This is a genomic window from Actinobacillus succinogenes 130Z, from assembly GCF_000017245.1.
Classification (GTDB): domain Bacteria; phylum Pseudomonadota; class Gammaproteobacteria; order Enterobacterales; family Pasteurellaceae; genus Exercitatus; species Exercitatus succinogenes.
This window is the reverse complement of sequence record NC_009655.1, coordinates 1003928-1022880: the sequence shown is the minus strand read 5'-3', so window position 1 is coordinate 1022880 and position 18953 is coordinate 1003928. Positions and strand designations below refer to the sequence as shown.

The following is an 18953-nucleotide window of genomic DNA, read 5'->3' as shown; positions in this document are numbered from 1 at the left end:
GTTACTTCCCTGCCGCCGCTTGATTACTAAACATACTGCGAATCTTATACATAAATGCGCTTTCCCAACTATTGAGTACAATGCCCAGCAACAGAAATACTATATTGACTAACGGCATAAAAATACCGGCATCCAATTTTCCCGCCGTTCCGGCAGATTTTAACGAACTCTGTGCCAGAAAATAGATTAAATACAATAATAATGCCGGCAACATTTTGGCAAAACGTCCCTGGCGGGGATTTACACGGCTCATCGGCACGGCAATCAACGCCATTAACGGAACGGCTAAAATTAAAGTTAAACGCCAATGTAATTCGGTTTTCGCCGCCGGGGTATTTAATTGGGTCAAGGTATTAAAATCCAATACTTCCGCTTCATTCTCTATCGCTCCCGCAGATTGATGGCCTAAATACGCCTGATATTCGTCAAAACGGGTAATTCGGAAATCCGGTAATGCGGCAGACCCTTCAAACCGCTGACTGTTCGCCAAGCTCAAGATTTGATCGCCGTTCGGTAAAGATTTAAGTTCTCCTTTTTCCGCCGTTACTACCGACGGTTTGGCATTTCCTTTCTGGCGGGTTTGAAACAGGTATACGTCGTTGATTTGGTTATCTTTGATATTATTGATAAACAATACGAAATCGTTATTATTCGACACCATAAACTGACCTGCCGACAATGCCGCCATACGTGGATTAGCTTTCGCGTCTTCAACGATTTCCGTTTGCTTCTGAATTGCCCAAGGAGACAGCCATAATGCGTTATAAGCGGCAAGTATGGCAGTAAAAAACGAAAGTAGTAAAACCACCCGCACCAAAATTCGCTGTCCCACACCGCAAGCGCGCATCACGGTAATTTCGCTCTCCGCATATAAACGTCCGAAAGTTAATAAAATGGCGATAAACAAGCATAAAGGCAACATCAGTTGCGCCATAGCGGGCATACCTAATCCGAGCAGAGAAAAAACAAGATCCGCCGGTACATTCCCGTTAGCTGCCGAACCCAATACGCGGACAAGTTGCTGGCTAAAAAATATCAATAACAAAATGAACAAAACCGCCGCCTGACTTTTGAGCACTTCCCTGGTTAAATATCTGGTTAAAATCACGTTATCTTTTTTCCGCTTGCAATTTATTGAAAATTCGTTAATCCTACGAACCGTATGTCAACCATGAACAGTTTCTCTCGTAAAGCTTGATAGGATTTGACCGCATATCATAGCTTATTTTCACGTTTAAAAACAGTAGGAAGAAAAATGAAATACTCAGCAAATTTGACTGCACTTTTACAGACGGATACCGTTTTAGTCGCCGTTTTTGAAGACGGCAGCCTATCACCAAGCGCACAACAATTTGATGGACAAGGCGAGGTATCCGCATTATTAAAATCCGGCGATATTTCAGGAAAAATCGGAGAAATTGCTACATTTCGCCGTCAAAATCAGCGTATTATTGTGGTGGGCGCCGGCAAACCGAACGACATCAATGAACGCCAATTCAAACAAATTACGCAAAAAGCCTTTCAAGCCGTAAAACCGACTTCCGCTCAAACTCTTGCCAACGCATTGACGGAAGTGCAAATTAACGGACGTGACCTCTACTGGAATATTCGCTTCGGGTTGGAAACGATCGCGGCAGAAAGTTATATTTTCGATGAATTTAAAAGCAAAAAAGCGGATCCTGTCAAACTCCGGAATGTGATTTTCCATGCCGACGATAAACAAGCGCAACTGGCCGTTCAGCATGGTTCGGCAATTGCCTTAGGCGTGAAACTGGCGCGCGATATTGCAAATTGTCCGCCGAACGTATGCAATCCGAATTATTTAGCGGCACAAGCAAAAAAACTGGAAAAACAGACCGCACTTTTAACCACGGCGGTGCTGGGCGAAAAAGAAATGGCAGAATTAGGCATGCATGCTTATTTGGGCGTTTCCCAAGGTTCAAAAAATGAAGCTCAACTTTCCGTAATGACCTACAAAAACCATCCTGATCCTCATGCAAAACCTATCGTTTTAGTGGGAAAAGGGTTAACTTTCGATGCCGGCGGTATTTCTCTTAAACCCTCGGCAGATATGGATGAAATGAAATACGATATGTGCGGTGCGGCGTCTATTTTCGGTGTGATGAACGCTTTAGTGGAATTACAACTACCATTGAATGTCATCGGAGTGATGGCGGGGTGTGAAAATCTGCCGGACGGCAATGCTTATCGCCCCGGCGATATTTTAACCACCATGAACGGATTAACCGTTGAAGTACTCAATACCGATGCGGAAGGGCGTTTGGTATTATGCGACACTCTGACCTACGTGGAACGTTTCGAACCGGAATGCGTAGTCGATGTCGCCACCTTAACCGGCGCTTGCGTAGTGGCATTAGGTCAGCATAACAGCGGCTTGATTTCTACTAATGACGAACTTGCCGAACAACTGTTCCGCGCATCGCAACAAACTCAGGACAAAGCCTGGCGTTTACCGTTAAGCGACGAATATCAGGAACAGCTGAAATCGCCATTTGCCGACCTTGCCAACATCGGCGGACGTTGGGGAGGCGCCATCACTGCCGGTGCTTTTTTATCCAACTTCACCAAGCAATACCGCTGGGCGCATTTGGATATTGCGGGAACAGCATGGCTGCAAGGCGCGAATAAAGGCGCAACCGGTCGTCCGGTAAGCCTGCTAACGCAATTCCTGATCAACCAGTGCCAATAAATAAAAAAGGGCGTAAAACGCCCTGATTATAATCGTTAATATTCACAAAAGTGCGGTCGAAAAAAACAGTATTTTTCACCGCACTTTCCATCGCTTCAATCTTATCATGCCGGTTGCGACAGGCTGTTTCGCGTTTTCTCCTCCACCTCATCCAGCATTGCACTACGGGCTGCGTCATCAATCACATACAAACTGCCGAATAAACTGTGCCGAATATCCGTAATTCCGCAGAAATTAAACAATCCGTTCACCAAACAAACATCCAGTCCCTGCGCATAACCGTTTTCCTGATAGGTTTGTACGTTACTGCCGATGTTGATGAATTGTTGCATTTTCTTACCGCTCAGCAATCCCACCGAACCTGTTTCATCGGTTTTATAGGCAAAACCGTGCGTGAGAACCCGATCAAGATAACCTTTCAGAACGGCCGGAAATCCCATCCACCACAACGGATAAATGAGCGTAATAAAATCCGCTTCACGAATATATTGTTGCTCCTGTAAAATTTCAGGCGGAACATCCCCCTTCAATTCCGCCAAAGATAAAACAGGATTAAAATTCATGTTATATAAATCCCGAACCACGGCTTTAACGCCTTGCCGGACGGTCGCCTCCACCACGCGTGTCGCCATGGCCCGCGTAAAACTATCGGAATTAGGATGGGCAAAAATAATCAAATGTGTCGTCATGATTTAAATCTTTTTCACAATTAGCGTAATACCTTTCACCGCCAATACTTCTACCGTGTCGCCGACAGTAAGCTCCGAACCTTCAATTCGCCATGTAGTATCACCGAAGCGACCACGACCAATACCGTTTTCACCAATATCCTGTACTACTCCGCGACTTGCCAGCATGGCATTATTCCGCTGATTCAACACGGAAAGCTTTTCATCCGCCAAATCGCGTTTATGCTGATACTTCCACCATAGAACGCTGAAGATCGTTGCCAGTATGGCATATATCATCCCCAGAACGGGCAACGTCAATGCCGTAATGAACGCCATTAATCCCGCCACTACGATTGCCGCCAAGCCCCACCAAAGTAAAAAAATACCCGGAATAAGGATTTCGGCAATCAACAGCACAAAACCTAAAATCAGCCAGTGCCATGCCGTCCAAATTGTTAGCCACGCCATCCTGTATCCTTATTTTTTATCGCCTTTTAATAATTCTGCGACACCGGCTACGGAACCGATTAAATTACCCGCTTCTAGCGGCATTAATACCACTTTACTGTTACTGGCGCCGCCGATATCTTTCAACGCCTCAGTATATTTTTGCGCAATAAAGTAATTAATCGCTTTGGTATCGCCGTTAACAATGGCTTCCGATACCATTTGCGTCGCTTTAGCTTCCGCCTGAGCCGCACGTTCACGGGCTTCCGCCTGTAAAATCGCTTCCTGTTTTTCCCCTTCCGCGCGTAGAATACGGGATTGTTTTTCTCCTTCCGCACGCAAAATTTGTGCCTGACGCACCCCTTCCGCTTCCAAAATTTCCGCCCGTTTATTCCGTTCCGCCTTCATCTGTGCATTCATGGCTTCGCTTAATTCCCGTGGCGGGCGTACGTCGCGGATTTCAATACGGGTCACTTTCACGCCCCACGGATTTGTCGCTTCGTCCACAATAGAAAGCAACCGCCCGTTAATGCTGTCCCGTTGCGAAAGCATTTCGTCCAATTCCATTCCGCCCAATACGGTACGGATATTGGTCATCACCAGATTGATAATCGCCTGTTCCAAATGGTTCACTTCATATGCGGCACTGCGTGCGTCAATGACTTGCACGAAACACACCGCATCAATGGAGACATTGGCATTATCTTTTGAGATGACTTCCTGTGACGGAATATCCAGCACCTGCTCCATCATATTGATTTTTCGCCCTACGCGATCCACAAAAGGCACTACGAAGTTCAAACCGGGAGAGAGTGTCTTAATATAACGACCGAAACGCTCGATAGTCCAATGATACCCTTGCGGCACGGCTTTAATGGTAGAAAGCAGTGCTACAAAAACTAAAATGACAAATACTGCCGCAACGGGGTAAGTATCAAAAATATCCATAAATCAGTTCCTTCTATCGCCGAATTCTGACAAAACTATAGCAAATCAGACCGCACTTTGTACATATTTATAACTTTCGTTATCGGGTACGAATTCAAACATATGGGTGATACAATTCGGTGCATCCTGATCCTGATGAGAAACGAACAATAGCTGGGTTTTACTGTTGGTTACCAGCTGTTCAATAAAACTTTTCACCAGTTTACGGTTCACACCGTCCAATCCTTGTAACGGCTCGTCCAAAATTAACACCGGAGGATGTTTTACCATGGCTCGGGTAATCAACAGTAACCGTTGTTGTCCCCAGGATAACGAACGAAAAGGTTTCTTCGCCAATGCGTTCAAATTCAGCCGGGCTAACCACTGCATCGCTTTCACTCGTAATGCGTCGGGTGTCTGCCGATAGACACCTATACTGTCAAAAAAGCCTGAAATAATCACATCCAGTACGGAACAATTAACCCGATAATCCATATGCAACTGGCTACTGACATAACCGATTTTGGACTTGATATCCCAAACCGTTTCGCCACTGCCCCGCTGGCGTCCGAACAACACCACATGATTATTGAACGCTTGAGGGTGATCACCGGTAATCAACGACAGCAGAGTCGATTTCCCTGCGCCGTTCGGACCTTTGATCCACCAGTGCTGGTTCGGTTCAACACGCCATGATAAACGATCCAAAATAACATTATCGCCATACTGAACCGTGACATTCCGCAAATCAAAGTGCGGTTGATTTTCCGGTAGTTTTTGTAACGGTGCCGCCGCCTCCGGCAATGCCGCATCCACTGCATTTTCCGCATAAGCCAACTGCTGAAAAATACTTTGTTGTTCTATTTCCCGCCGTTCGCCCTGTAAAATTAACTCCAGATTTTCTAAAACGGCAATTTTTTTCGCCGCTGTCGGAATATCACCGAAGCGGTTGACTATTAGAACTAACGCCATTTTTTCCGTCAACTGATCGAGCAACCTCATCCAATCCTTTACCGATTGGTGATCCAAACCTTCAAACGGTTCGTCTAAAATCAGCACGTCTGGCTCGCTTACCAATGCCTGTGCTAACAATACTTTGCGGCTTTCGCCGGTGGAAAGCTGCATAAACGGACGTTCTAACAAGGATTCGATGTGCAGACTTTTGGCATATTCTTCGCACAAGGCGTTTTTATCCGAACCGTTTAAAATCATCTGGCGGGCGTTTTTTCCGAAATCATCAGGACTCACCATGTCGTTATTTCGATCTTTAAAAGTTTGTTCTAAAATCTGCTGTTGTTTTTCAAAGGAAAGCAGATGTATATGCTGAAAATCCTTTTCACAATGTCCCGAATACAGTGGCAACGAGCCTTCCAACGCCAGTGAAAACGCTGTTTTACCGCTGCCGTTACTGCCCACCACGACCCAATAATCGCGCGCGGAAATCTCAAAGTGCGGTAAAATCAAGAAACGGTTTTGGTACAACTTGAATCGTGCATTATCGAAATTAAGCATGTCATTTCTCCGAATACAAAAAAAGCGGATAACGAATCATCCGCTTTTTCAAAAAATAGAATTATGCGTTATTTTTACGCTCTTCCGCCATACATACCGCTGCTGTAAATAATACATCGGTCGACGAATTTAACGCCGTCTCCGTCGAGTCCTGTAAGACGCCGATAACGAAACCGACCGCAATCACTTGTGCCGCTACATCACCGGAAATACCGAATAAGCTACATGCTAACGGAATCAATAATAACGAACCGCCCGCCACACCGGAAGCGCCGCATGCACATACGGCAGACACTACACTCAATAAAATCGCGGTAGGAATAGAAACCGGAATCCCTAATGTTTGTACAGCGGCTAAAGTCAATACCGTAACGGTAATCGCGGCTCCGGCCATATTAATGGTCGCTCCTAACGGAATAGAAACGGAGTAAGTTTCTTCGTCTAATCCCAATTCTTCCGCAAGATCGATGTTTACCGGAATGTTAGCCGCCGAGCTGCGGGTGAAGAAAGCGGTTAAACCGCTCACACTGATACATTTCCAAACTAACGGATATGGGTTGCGGCGAATTTTCCAATAAACGATAAACGGGTTAACTACCAACGCCATAAATAGCATAGAACCCAGTAATACTAACAATAAGTGGGCATAATCCCAAAGTGCTCCTAACCCTTTGTCGGCAAGAGTTGCCGCGACTAAACCGAAGATGCCGAACGGAGCGAGACTAATAACTAAATGTACGATTTTCGATACGGCTTCGGCAAGATCATTCACCGCATTTTTTGTAGCTTGTGCCGCATGGCGTAACGCGATTCCCAGAGCAATCGCCCAAGCCAAAATACCGATGAAATTACTGGTTGCCAATGCTTCGATCGGATTGGCAAAAATATTGGAAATCACTACGACAAAGACTTCCGAAACACTGTTAGGTGGTGTTAAGGAATCCGCCACAGTAGTTAGCGGAATATACATCGGGAAGGAAAAACTGGCTAAAACCGCAACAATAGAGGCACCGAATGTCCCGATAATATAAAGCATTACAATGTCTTTCATATTGCTTTTAGAACCGACTTTTTTATTCGCAATCGCTGCAATAACCAATACAAAGATTAAGATTGGTGCGACAGCTCGCAGACCTTTAACAAACAACGAACCTAAAATGCCGACTTTTTCAGCAAGATTAAATCCCAAAACCGGTTCCAAATCCGGGCTGATTAATGCGGTAACCACGCCAAGGACTAAGCCGACAATAATACGCTTCACCAAACTGCCGTGAAAAAAAAGAGAAATAAAACGTGAAGTATTCATAATAAAACAAAAAATTTATGCAAGCGTTTGCCTGCCAGTTAAACACAATGATCTCGCGATCCGATAAAACGTTCTAAAGATAACGGAAAATCCCCCCGTTGGGAATCAAAAATTAATATTTTCTGCCATTCAATTTTTATCCGTTAAAAAAGATCTAAAAATACTGTTGACACCCTGTTTAAGAAAACAGTAATATACAACTGTAAATTAAATCACACTGGTTTTATTTTTAGTACCCTAAGGAGATTCATCATGAACTATGCGATTCGGGCTCAAAATGATTTTTCATATCAACCTATACCGTTTTTCGAAGATCATGCAATGACATCCAACTACAGTCGAAAACTGGATCTGAATTTATACTGCATTAAACGCCCGCAGCAAACCTGCTTTATTCGTGTAACCAATCCTGACATGCTGGCATGGGGAATAGAACAAGGCGATATGTTGGTAGTTGAGAAAAGCGAAGAATTAGCGGTCGGCGATCTGGTCGTAATTGAAAGCGGGAATAAAATGGAGATTTATGAATTCGTTACGCAAAATAACGGCGAATTTGTATTATTTTCACTCAGCTCGAAATCAACTAACATTAAAACCCATAATTTAACGTCTCTAAACATTGTCGGCGTGGTAACCAATACGATTCATCAAATAAAGCCCCGTCGCAATACGATAAAATTCGTTGCATAACAAACTAAATTGCAATTCAAGAACGAATTTAACGAAGATACCTAAATGTAAAAGTGCGGTCAAAAATTCAACTATTTCCAACCGCACTCATAATTTACGTTCAATAAATTTTGAAAATTACATATTATAAAACCCGGCGGGATTGCGTATAAGTTCTTGACCAATAGCTTTCGTTCAACGAACTGATTGTGACACCCTGACTTGAACTGGCATGCATAAATTTATTATTCCCTATATACACACCCACATGATTATTACGACGGAAAAAAACTAAATCACCTTGTTTAAGCTGATGTTTTTGAATACGCTGTCCTAAAAAACGTTGTTCGGAAGTCGAACGAGGCAGGCTCATACCGAAAGCGGTAGCAAATGCCGTTTGCATAAATGCCGAACAATCGATACCGCCTCGTCCCGTACCACCTAAACGGTAACGCGTACCTACCCACTTATTATAAACTTGCGCTAATTTTTGTCCTCTTTGCGCCGGAGAAAAGGTTGAAGAATGATGACCGAATGGGTTAGAAGTGATAGATTGATGAGGACGGTTTGTTTTTAATTGACCGATAAAAGAACTAAGCTCGGCATCATTTCTTTCATCAACGGACGGATAAGCTGCCGTATTTAATTTCGAAGACGATGAACAGGCCACTAAAAATAATGTACCGCAAATAACTAATAATTTTTTTAGCATGGTAAAAAGAAGGCTATATAATAAACATGGATAAAACTTTGTCATTGTATCAAATAACCCTGTTTATTACCAGTTTCCATGTAATTTTTATCATATTTTGTGAGATAAATCACATTTTATATCAAATTAGAAATAAGCAACCAATTTCCATTTTAAATCCAAACGAAAAACCGCACTTTTTTAAAAAGTGCGGTCAAATTATTTACTGTTTTTACAGATTATTTTTTCTTGGCTTTCGCATTTGGTAAATCCGTAACGGAGCCTTCAAATACTTCCGCCGCCAAACCGACCGATTCGTGTAAAGTCGGGTGGGCGTGGATAGTTAAGGCAATATCCTCCGCATCGCAACCCATTTCGATGGCTAAACCGATTTCACCCAGTAATTCGCCGGCATTAGTACCGACAATCGCACCACCTAAAATACGGTGCGATTCTTTGTCGAAAATCAATTTCGTCATACCGTCAGCACAATCGGAGGCGATAGCACGACCGGATGCCGCCCATGGAAATGTCGCCACTTCATAATTCAGATTTTCAGCTTTGCACTCTTTCTCGGTTTTACCTACCCAAGCCACTTCCGGTTCGGTATAAGCGATGGAAGGGATTACTTTAGGATCAAAATAGTGTTTTTTGCCCGCAATTACTTCGGCAGCAACATGACCTTCATGTACGCCTTTGTGCGCTAACATCGGTTGTCCGACAATGTCGCCGATAGCATAAATGTGCGGCACATTCGTGCGCATTTGTTTATCGGTACGGATAAAGCCGCGTTCATCCACTTCTACTCCGGCTTTTTCCGCATCTATCAGCTTACCGTTCGGTGTACGGCCGATAGCCACCAATACTGCATCATAAACACGGGTTTCGTTTGCCGCTTTACCTTCCATGGAAACATGAATACCGTCTTCTTTCGCTTCAACGGCAGTTACTTTGGTTTCAAGCAATAAGTTAAATTTATTTTCGATACGTTTAGTAAAGATCTTAACGATGTCTTTATCCGCCGCAGGAATTACTTGATCGAACATTTCCACCACATCTATCTGCGAACCTAAAGCACTGTAAACCGTTCCCATTTCCAGACCGATGATCCCACCGCCCATAACGAGTAATTTTTTCGGTACTTCACGTAACGCGAGGGCATCCGTAGAATCCCAAACGCGTGGGTCCTCATGCGGAATAAACGGAAGTTGAATCGGACGAGAACCCGCCGCAATAATCGCATTGTCAAATTTAATTGTAGTCGCATTACCTTCACGATCCGTCGCCACCAGGGTGTGGCTATCTGCAAATTTTGCCAAGCCTTCCACTACGGTAACTTTACGCATTTTTGCCATACCGGCCAAACCGCCGGTTAAACGGCCTACCACGCCGTCTTTACCGGCTCGGATTTTATCCAAATCGATTGTCGGTTCACCGAATACTACGCCGTGGTGTTCGACGTGTTTAGCATCTTCAATTACTTTTGCCACGTGCAATAAGGCTTTGGATGGAATACAGCCCACGTTTAAGCATACTCCGCCAAGCGTTGAATAGCGTTCGACCAATACGGTTTCCAATCCTAAGTCCGCACAACGGAATGCGGCGGAATACCCCGCAGGACCTGCACCCAACACGACAACTTGTGTTTTAATTTCTTTGCTCATTTGTTTTCCTCAATTCAAAAACGTGCGGATTTTTCACCGCACTTTTCGGAATAACCATTACATGGCTAAGCGACGTAAGTCGGAAAGCACACCGTTAATAAAAGTAATAAAGCGTGCACCGTCCGCACCGTCGATCACTCGGTGGTCGAAAGATAATGACAACGGAAGCATTAAGCGCGGCATAAATTCTTTACCGTTCCACACCGGAGCCATTTCGGATTTAGATACCCCTAAAATTGCCACTTCAGGCGCATTAACAATCGGTGCAAAGTGAGTCGTACCCAAACCGCCGATACTGGAAATGGTGAAACAACCGCCTTGCATATCGGATGCGGTTAATTTACCCTCACGGGCTTTTTTCGAAACTTCCATCAATTCGCGGGAAAGTTCGATAATGCCTTTTTTGTTAACATCTTTAAATACAGGTACCACTAAACCGTTCGGTGTATCCACCGCTACGCCGACATTGATATATTTTTTCAGAATCAGACGTTGCGCATCTTCGGTAATTGAGCTGTTGAAACGCGGGAACGCTTCTAAGGCTTTTGCCACCGCTTTCATAATAAACACAACCGGTGTAATTTTCACACCCAGTTTTTGTTTTTCCGCTAAAGCATTTTGTTCTTTACGGAACGCTTCTAAATCCGTAATGTCCGCGCGATCAAAGTGGGTTACATGAGGAATCATCACCCAGTTACGATGCAGATTTGCACCGGAGATCTTGTTGATACGGGTCAATTCGATTTCTTCTACTTCGCCGAATTTGCTGAAATCGACTTTCGGCCATGGCAACAAGCCTAAACCGGCGCCATTTGCCGCACCTGTCGCAGCACCGCTTTCCAGTTGTTTAAGGGCATTTTTCACATATTCCTGAACGTCTTCTTTCAAGATACGTCCCTTACGACCGGTACCTTTTACTTTATCCAGATTCACGCCGAATTCACGCGCTAAACGACGAACGACCGGTGTTGCATGGACAAATGTTGCGCTTGATGTTACCGCATCCTGACTGGCTGCCGGCGCGGATACAGGGGCGGCGGCAGGTGCGGATTGTGCCGCCGGAACCGCTGCCGCAGGTTGAGATACCGGTGCAGGTGCGGCTGCTGGCGCTGCTCCCGCTACTTCAAAGCGCATAATTAATGAACCGGTTGACACTTTATCGCCGGATTTCACGATAATTTCTTTTACCACGCCGGCAAACGGTGCCGGTACTTCCATTGACGCTTTATCGCCTTCAACGGTGATTAATGATTGTTCTTCCGTCACCGTGTCGCCGACTTTTACCATGATTTCGGTTACGTTGACTTCGTCACCGCCGATATCCGGTACGTTAACATCTTTTACCGCGGCCGCTGCAGATGCCGCCGGAGCCGCTACCGCAGGTTGATCAACTGTAGCCGCAGGTGCGGAACCCGCTACTTCGAATTTCATGATTAATGAACCGGTTGACACTTTATCGCCGGATTTCACGCTGATTTCTTTCACCACGCCGGCAAACGGCGCCGGTACTTCCATTGACGCTTTATCGCCTTCAACGGTGATTAATGATTGTTCTTCCGTCACCGTGTCGCCGACTTTTACCATGATTTCGGTTACGTTGACTTCGTCACCGCCGATATCCGGTACGTGCACATCTTTCACTTCGGCAACTGCAGGTGCCGCTGCCGGAGCGACTTCGGCCTGGGGTGTAGGTGCTGCGGAGGCTGAACCTGCGGCTTCCAATATAAACATCGGAGTGCCGGTGGTGACTTTATCACCGACTTTCACTAATAATTCTTTCACGACGCCGGTTTCCGGAGAAGGAACTTCCATTGATGCCTTATCGCCTTCTACATTAATAATCGATTGATCGACTTCAACGATATCACCCACGTTTACCATCACTTCAGTAACCGTAACTTCATCCGCACCAATATCTGGAATTTGAATTTGTTTTGACATGATTTATTCCTTTTAAAGTGCGGCCAAAATTCTCATTATTTTGACCGCAGTTTCTCTTTATTATGCGTATAACGGATTTGCACGATCTGCTTTAATGTCGTACTTAGCGATGGCTTCCGCCACCACTTTCGCATCGACTTTGCCTTGTTTCGCTAATTGCGATAGTGCGGCAATCACCACATAATGTGCATCCACCTCGAAAAACTCACGTAAGTTTGCACGGCTGTCCGAGCGACCAAAACCATCGGTACCTAATACGTGATAATTTTGTGCCGGAATAAACGCACGAACCTGTTCCGCATAAAGTTTCATGTAGTCGGTTGCGGCAACGGCCGGCTTATCGGACATCACTTGCGCAATGTAAGGTACGCGTTGTTGTTCGGTCGGATGTAATAAATTCCAACGAGCCGCTTCCGCACCTTCACGGGCGACTTCGGTAAATGACGTCACGCTGAATACATCGGAAGTAATACCGTAGTCATCAGCCAAAATTCGAGCCGCTTCACGAACATGGCGTAAGATTGCGCCGGAACCCATTAATTGAACTGCCGCTTCGCCTTTACCGACGGTTTCAAATTTGTAGATACCTTTACGGATACCCTCTTCGGCACCGGCCGGCATTGCCGGTTGATCATAAGTTTCATTTAATGTGGTGATGTAGTAGAACACGTCTTCTTGTTTTTCACCGTACATACGGTTAATACCGTCTTGCATAATCACCGCAACCTCAAACGCGAATGCCGGATCATAAGATACGCAGTTCGGGATCACCGACGACTGAATGTGGCTGTGACCATCTTCATGCTGCAAACCTTCGCCGTTCAATGTCGTACGGCCGGAAGTACCGCCGATAAAGAAGCCGCGGGCTAATTGGTCGCCGGCTAACCACATCATATCGCCTACACGTTGGAAACCGAACATGGAGTAATAAACGAAGAACGGAATCATCGGCAAATTATTTACGGAATAAGATGTTGCGGCGGCAACCCAAGATGAAGTCGCACCTAATTCGTTAATTCCTTCCTGCAATACCTGACCGTCTTTCGCTTCTCGGTAATAAGCCACTAAATCCCGGTCCGAAGGTACGTAATTTTGTCCGTGCGGATTATAAATACCGATTTGACGGAATAAACCTTCCATACCGAAAGTACGCGCTTCATCCGCAATAATCGGTACGATTTGTTTACCGATATTTTTATCTTTCAGTAAAGTATTCAATACGCGAACAAAGGCCATAGTCGTTGAAATCGGGCGCGCTTGTGCGTCTAACAACTGGGCGAAGTCCGTTAATGCAGGCACTTTAAACTCAGTATCGAATTTTGCTCGACGTGCCGGCAAATAACCGTTTAACGCTTTACGTTGACCGTGCAGGTAGTTATATTCGTCAGAACCTTCAGGGAATTTAACGTATTCTAAGTTTTCAACCTGCTCATCCGTTAATGGTAACTGGAAGTAGTCACGGAAACCTTTAAGGCTTTGTTGAGACATTTTTTTCGATTGATGAGCGGTATTTTTACTTTGCGCTTCAGGAATTTTATAACCTTTCACTTGGTGAGCTAAAATGACAACCGGTCTGCCGGCAGTTTGCGCTTTAGCATATGCCGCATACATTTTTTCCGCATCATGCGCACCGCGGCGTAATGCCCATATTTCATCGTCTGTCATATCCGCCACTAACGCTGCGGTTTCAGGGTAGCGACCGAAGAAGTGTTCGCGAACGTAAGCACCGTCTTTAGATTTAAAGGTTAAGTAATCGCCGTCCAGAACCTCCATCATCAACTGAGTCAATTTACCGGAGGTATCTTTAGCGAATAATCTATCCCAGTTGCTGCCCCACATGACTTTAATCACTTCCCAGCCCGCACCGGTAAATAATCCTTCTAATTCTTGTACGATTTTACCGTTACCGTCGACCGGACCGTCTAAACGTTGCAGGTTACAGCTGATTGTGAAAATCAAATTGTCTAATTTTTCACGGGCAGCAAAAGCTAATGCTCCCTTAGATTCGATTTCATCCATTTCACCGTCGCCTAAGAAAGCATAGACTTTTTGGTTAGAAGTATCTTTCAAACCGCGATTGGCAAGATATTTCAGAAAACGAGCCTGATAAATGGCATTTACCGGGCCCAATCCCATAGAAACGGTAGAAAACTGCCAAAATTCGGGCATTAAACGCGGATGAGGATAAGAAGATAAACCGTCGGCAAACGCTTCCTGACGGAAATTATCCATTTGCTCTTCAGTAATACGGCCTTCTAAAAATGCGCGTGCATACATACCCGGTGCGGCATGGCCTTGGAAAAATACTAAATCACCGCCGTCTTGCTCGGTAGCCGCTTTAAAGAAATGGTTAAAACAAACCTCATACATAGTTGCGGCCGCTTGATAAGTAGAAATATGGCCGCCTAAATCAAGATCTTTTTTCTGACTGCGCAGAACCGCCATAATCGCATTCCAACGTACAGCGGAACGAATGCGGCGTTCAATTTTTAAATTGCCCGGATAAGCAGGTTGTTCTGAAAGCGGAATAGTATTGACATAATCCGTGGTAATTGCTTCGCCGACAGGCAAACTGACATTCTGACCGTGTGCGTGATGCATTAGTTTCTCAATAATATACTGAGCGCGTTCAACGCCTTCCTCGCGAATAATGGAATCGATAGCTGATAACCAATCCTGAGTTTCGATTGGATCTACGTCATTCTTTAACATTTCTGACATAGTTTTTTCCTTCTTAATTAGTTGATAAATCATTTAGACCGCAAGCCTAAACACGGATGATCACTAAATACTTAACAAATCAAATAAATTTTATAAAAAAATTTGAGCTAAAGATAGCTAAATTTCATATTTTTAACAATTTTATTACATTTTGATGAAAATGCACCAATTTTCGACCGCACTTTCGTGCGGAAATACAGTATATTTAACAGAAAAATAACGCTAACAACTTACAACGTTCAAACTCTATTTAACATAATAAAAAAACCCTTCAGTATAAAACTAAAGGGTTAAGTGAAATAGTGAATTATTTTGCTGCAGCGGCCGGTTGCTCACCGTATTTTTTATCTAATTCGGCACCAAGTTCGGCAAATTCTTTCACAGCTTTTTGTAAATCGGCCACCTCTCCCTGAATTTTTTGCATTTCTTCCGGAGAAGGTTGTGCAATGGCGGATTTAGCGCCTGCCGACGTCACCGCTTTAGAACGTAATAAAACATCTTTGGTTTTTGCTTTAAAAGGTGCGATTTCTTTACTTTTCACTTCAACTTTATCAAGTGATTGAATAATTGCATCGGTACCCGCTTCATAAGTTTTAATCGCTTCATCCGCAGCTTGCGCATTTGCATTCGCTTTTGCAGTCGCAATATTCTGTTGTAATTCGGCAACGATTTTTTGTTGCGGTTCGGCTTGTTGCTGATTCCATTCGACCAATTTTTTGTAATCGGCTTTCGGATCTTCATTGTTACAAGCAGCCAAAGTTAATGCAAACAGTGCAACCGCACCCATTTTTAATAAGTTTTTCATGTACTATCCCTTATTTAGTCAAATAGCCCACCCAAATGCATAAAACGCAACCAATGCAACGGCAATAATCACTGTTCCCGCATTCAAGTTTTTCATATCGCCGGAAACGATACGTCCGATAACCAACGTAGCGAACCCTAGCATAATACCCGTAACGATATTGGCGGTCAATACAATAAATACCGCACAAACCAATCCGGACATTGCGCCGACGAAATCGTCAAAATCCAATTTAGCGACGTTACTGAGCATTAACAATCCCACATACATCAATGCCGGTGCGGTTGCATAATTCGGAACAAGTGTTGCCAACGGTTGGAAAAACAACATCAGCAGAAAACCCAATCCCACCACAATGGCGGTAATTCCGGTCTTACCGCCTGCCGCAGTTCCGGCGGCTGATTCAATATAAACCGCCGCCGGAGCCGTACCGAATAAGCCTGAAAAAATACTACTGACGGAATCCGATGTCAACGCTTTGCCACCATTAATAATTTGCCCGTCTTTATCCAGCAGATTACCTTGCCCCGCCACGGCACGAATAGTTCCCGTCGCATCAAATACCGCCGTCATAACTAAAGCGAAAACTACAGGTAAAATTGCCGGCTGTAGCGCCCCCGGAATATCCAATGCAAGGAAAAGCGATTTTTCACCGAAACTTGGTATCTTAAAGACTTTACCGCTGAATATTACATTTGGATCGAACATCAAACCAATAATCGTAATAGCGATAATCACCCATAAAATTGCGCCTTTTACCTGCAATTTTTCCAAACCGACAATCAACGCCAGACCAATCAACGCCATTAATACGGGGAATGAGGTAAAATCACCTAATGCGACAAGAGTACCGGTTCCGCTGGCTTTTATAATGCCTACTCCGCTCGTTGCAATCAGCAATAAAAATAAACCGATACCGATGCCGGCGCCGTGTGCAATGCTTGCAGGTAAATTACGCAAAATCCAGGAACGGATACCTGTTGCCGAAATTAAGGTAAATATCACGCCCATTAGGAATACGGCACCGAGAGCTACGGGAATGCTGACTTGCTGCCCCAATACCAAGCTGAATGCAGTAAAAGCGGTTAAGGAAATGGCGCAACCAATCGCCATCGGGGCATTCGCCCACAAACCGATTAAAACAGATCCCAAACCGGACACCAAACAAGTGGCGATAAAGACGCTTTCGGCCGGAAAACCGGCCGCACCCAGCATATTCGGTACCACAATTACGGAATACACCATGGCGAGAAACGTGGTTAATCCCGCAATAATTTCTTGACGAACATTAGAGCCACGAGCCGTAAGTTCGAAAGTTTTTTCTAGAGACATAACTATCCTATATGATTAAATAAAGAACGATTAACAAAAATTGCGCGTATTCTACCCTATTTTGCTCATAAAAAAACCTGCCGAAGCAGGTCTTTTTACTATCAAATAATATTTGCTCTATTTATCGATTTGGCTGCCGATTAAACCGCCTAATGCCGCGCCGCCCAGCGTCGCACCGGTCGAATTACCGATTACATTACCGGCCACACCGCCGACAGCCGCTCCGATGGCGGTATTTTTTTGTGTTTTACTCATACCGCCACATGCTGTAACTGCAGTCGCAACCAATGCAACTGCGAATAATTTTACGATTGTTTTCATTCAAATAAACTCCATTTTTCCGAGTAACGTAAACGGGACCCCCTGCTTACACTGCATGAGACAAAATAAAGGTTCAAAAGTTCACTGTCAATATCAAAAACAGTTGTATTTTTTACGTTTAAATTTAGACCACTTTTTCGTCAAACAAAACAGAAAATGTGATCTAGTTCAAATTTTCAGAAAATAACTATCGCTGAAACGTGCAAAGCAACTTAATTATCTTTAGAATACGGACAATTTTGAAAACTAACAAAGGAGTCGGTTATGACTATCGCGATTATCATCGCAACTCACGGTACGGCGGCTAAAGAGCTGCTGAAAACTACCGAGATGTTGATTGGTGAGCAGGAAAATGTGGCGACCATTGACTTCGTTCCCGGGGAAAATGCCGAAACGATTATAGACAAATATCAAGCTTTAGTAGAAGGATCGCTGTCAAGTTGCAAGCAAATTCTGTTTTTAGTTGATATGTGGGGAGGCAGTCCGTTTAATGCGGCAAATCGCTTCCAGGAAGGAAAAGCCGGTATGGATGTGGTAGCCGGTGTCAACATTCCAATGCTGGTGAATACCTGCATGGCACGTGACGATGTAGAAAGCCTGGAAGAATTGGTGGAAGTCGCGCTCGAATCGGGTTCAACGGGCATTAAAGCGTTAAACAATCAACCTGAAGAAAAACCGGCGGTAGCTGCGGCTGCGCAAACTCAAGCTTCACCGGCCGTAGTAACCGATAAAGAAGGACATCTAGTGATCGGTTTGGCGCGTATCGACGACCGCTTGATTCACGGACAAGTAGCAACCCGCTGGACAAAAGAAAGCCGTGTAACCCGTATCGTGGTGGTAAACGACGACGTGGCGAAAGATTCCGTGCGTTCCACCATGTTAAAAAGCGTAGCGCCTCCCGGCGTAACGGCTCATGTGGTGGGCGTGGATAAAATGATCCGCGTTTATAATAATCCGGAATATGCCGACGAACGTATGATGTTATTATTCACTAATCCCTCCGATGTGGTGAAATTAATGGAAGCCGGTGTAGAATTTAAATCGATCAATATCGGCGGTATGGCATATAAAGACGGTAAACAAATGATCACCAGCGCCGTTTCTGTGGACGACAAAGATATTGCGGCATTCAAAGCACTTGATGCGAAAGGCATTGAATTGGATGTACGTAAAGTCTCCAATGACGCACGTCAATATATGATGGATTTATTAAAGAAAAATAATTTAATTTAAGGT

At 44.5% G+C, this 18953-nt stretch carries 16 protein-coding genes; 3 read left to right on the top strand and 13 right to left on the bottom strand.

Annotation, left to right across the window (positions count from 1 at the left end):
• Nucleotide 1 precedes the first annotated feature (1 nt).
• Complete coding sequence (gene lptF, locus ASUC_RS04945) at nucleotides 2–1108, bottom strand: LPS export ABC transporter permease LptF (RefSeq protein WP_012072698.1); 1107 nt, start codon at nucleotides 1106–1108, stop codon at nucleotides 2–4.
• A 147-nt stretch (nucleotides 1109–1255) separates the two neighbouring features.
• Here lptF and ASUC_RS04940 point away from each other — a divergent pair, with 147 nt between their 5' ends.
• Nucleotides 1256–2710: a leucyl aminopeptidase gene (locus ASUC_RS04940; RefSeq protein ID WP_012072697.1), complete on the top strand. Its 1455-nt coding sequence runs from the start codon at nucleotides 1256–1258 to the stop codon at nucleotides 2708–2710.
• A gap of 104 nt (nucleotides 2711–2814) precedes the next feature.
• Here ASUC_RS04940 and ASUC_RS04935 read toward each other — a convergent pair whose 3' ends face one another.
• The 5 genes from ASUC_RS04935 to sstT form a co-directional block, all read right to left on the bottom strand.
• Complete coding sequence (locus ASUC_RS04935; RefSeq protein ID WP_012072696.1) at nucleotides 2815–3399, bottom strand: NAD(P)H-dependent oxidoreductase; 585 nt, start codon at nucleotides 3397–3399, stop codon at nucleotides 2815–2817.
• 3 nt (nucleotides 3400–3402) lie between these two features.
• Nucleotides 3403–3849, bottom strand: coding sequence for an NfeD family protein (locus ASUC_RS04930; protein WP_012072695.1), 447 nt, complete (start codon nucleotides 3847–3849; stop codon nucleotides 3403–3405).
• Nucleotides 3850–3858: 9 nt separating this feature from the next.
• Nucleotides 3859–4776, bottom strand: a complete 918-nt coding sequence (locus ASUC_RS04925; RefSeq protein ID WP_012072694.1) for an SPFH domain-containing protein — start codon at nucleotides 4774–4776, stop codon at nucleotides 3859–3861.
• Between the two features lie 45 nt (nucleotides 4777–4821).
• A complete protein-coding gene (gene modF, locus ASUC_RS04920) occupies nucleotides 4822–6267 on the bottom strand; it encodes a molybdate ABC transporter ATP-binding protein ModF (protein ID WP_012072693.1) in 1446 nt (481 codons plus the stop codon).
• 61 nt (nucleotides 6268–6328) lie between these two features.
• Nucleotides 6329–7573: a serine/threonine transporter SstT gene (gene sstT, locus ASUC_RS04915; RefSeq protein WP_012072692.1), complete on the bottom strand. Its 1245-nt coding sequence runs from the start codon at nucleotides 7571–7573 to the stop codon at nucleotides 6329–6331.
• A gap of 252 nt (nucleotides 7574–7825) precedes the next feature.
• On the opposite strand from sstT, the gene ASUC_RS04910 reads away from it, so the two are divergent.
• Nucleotides 7826–8263 carry a LexA family protein gene (locus tag ASUC_RS04910; protein WP_012072691.1) on the top strand — a complete coding sequence of 146 codons (438 nt, stop codon included), beginning with the start codon at nucleotides 7826–7828 and terminating at the stop codon, nucleotides 8261–8263.
• Between the two features lie 124 nt (nucleotides 8264–8387).
• Here the strand turns inward: ASUC_RS04910 and ASUC_RS04905 are convergent, their stop codons facing one another.
• The 7 genes from ASUC_RS04905 to ASUC_RS04875 all read right to left on the bottom strand — a co-directional run bounded on the left by ASUC_RS04905 (nucleotide 8388) and on the right by ASUC_RS04875 (nucleotide 17717).
• The gene (locus tag ASUC_RS04905; protein ID WP_041834742.1) at nucleotides 8388–8954 is read right to left on the bottom strand and encodes an NlpC/P60 family protein; all 567 of its coding nucleotides are present in this window, start codon (nucleotides 8952–8954) and stop codon (nucleotides 8388–8390) included.
• 218 nt (nucleotides 8955–9172) lie between these two features.
• The gene (gene lpdA, locus ASUC_RS04900; RefSeq protein WP_012072689.1) at nucleotides 9173–10597 is read right to left on the bottom strand and encodes a dihydrolipoyl dehydrogenase; all 1425 of its coding nucleotides are present in this window, start codon (nucleotides 10595–10597) and stop codon (nucleotides 9173–9175) included.
• Between the two features lie 57 nt (nucleotides 10598–10654).
• Nucleotides 10655–12538: a pyruvate dehydrogenase complex dihydrolipoyllysine-residue acetyltransferase gene (gene aceF / locus ASUC_RS04895; protein ID WP_012072688.1), complete on the bottom strand. Its 1884-nt coding sequence runs from the start codon at nucleotides 12536–12538 to the stop codon at nucleotides 10655–10657.
• Nucleotides 12539–12598: 60 nt separating this feature from the next.
• Complete coding sequence (gene aceE, locus ASUC_RS04890) at nucleotides 12599–15259, bottom strand: pyruvate dehydrogenase (acetyl-transferring), homodimeric type (protein WP_012072687.1); 2661 nt, start codon at nucleotides 15257–15259, stop codon at nucleotides 12599–12601.
• Between the two features lie 307 nt (nucleotides 15260–15566).
• The gene (locus ASUC_RS10995) at nucleotides 15567–16064 is read right to left on the bottom strand and encodes a hypothetical protein (protein WP_012072686.1); all 498 of its coding nucleotides are present in this window, start codon (nucleotides 16062–16064) and stop codon (nucleotides 15567–15569) included.
• An 18-nt stretch (nucleotides 16065–16082) separates the two neighbouring features.
• On the bottom strand, nucleotides 16083–17396 hold the full coding sequence (locus tag ASUC_RS04880) for an NCS2 family permease (RefSeq protein ID WP_012072685.1): 1314 nt from the start codon (nucleotides 17394–17396) through the stop codon (nucleotides 16083–16085).
• A 117-nt stretch (nucleotides 17397–17513) separates the two neighbouring features.
• Nucleotides 17514–17717: a glycine zipper 2TM domain-containing protein gene (locus tag ASUC_RS04875; RefSeq protein ID WP_012072684.1), complete on the bottom strand. Its 204-nt coding sequence runs from the start codon at nucleotides 17715–17717 to the stop codon at nucleotides 17514–17516.
• Nucleotides 17718–17981: 264 nt separating this feature from the next.
• Here ASUC_RS04875 and manX point away from each other — a divergent pair, with 264 nt between their 5' ends.
• Nucleotides 17982–18950, top strand: coding sequence for a PTS mannose transporter subunit IIAB (manX, locus tag ASUC_RS04870; protein ID WP_012072683.1), 969 nt, complete (start codon nucleotides 17982–17984; stop codon nucleotides 18948–18950).
• Nucleotides 18951–18953: the final 3 nt, after the last annotated feature.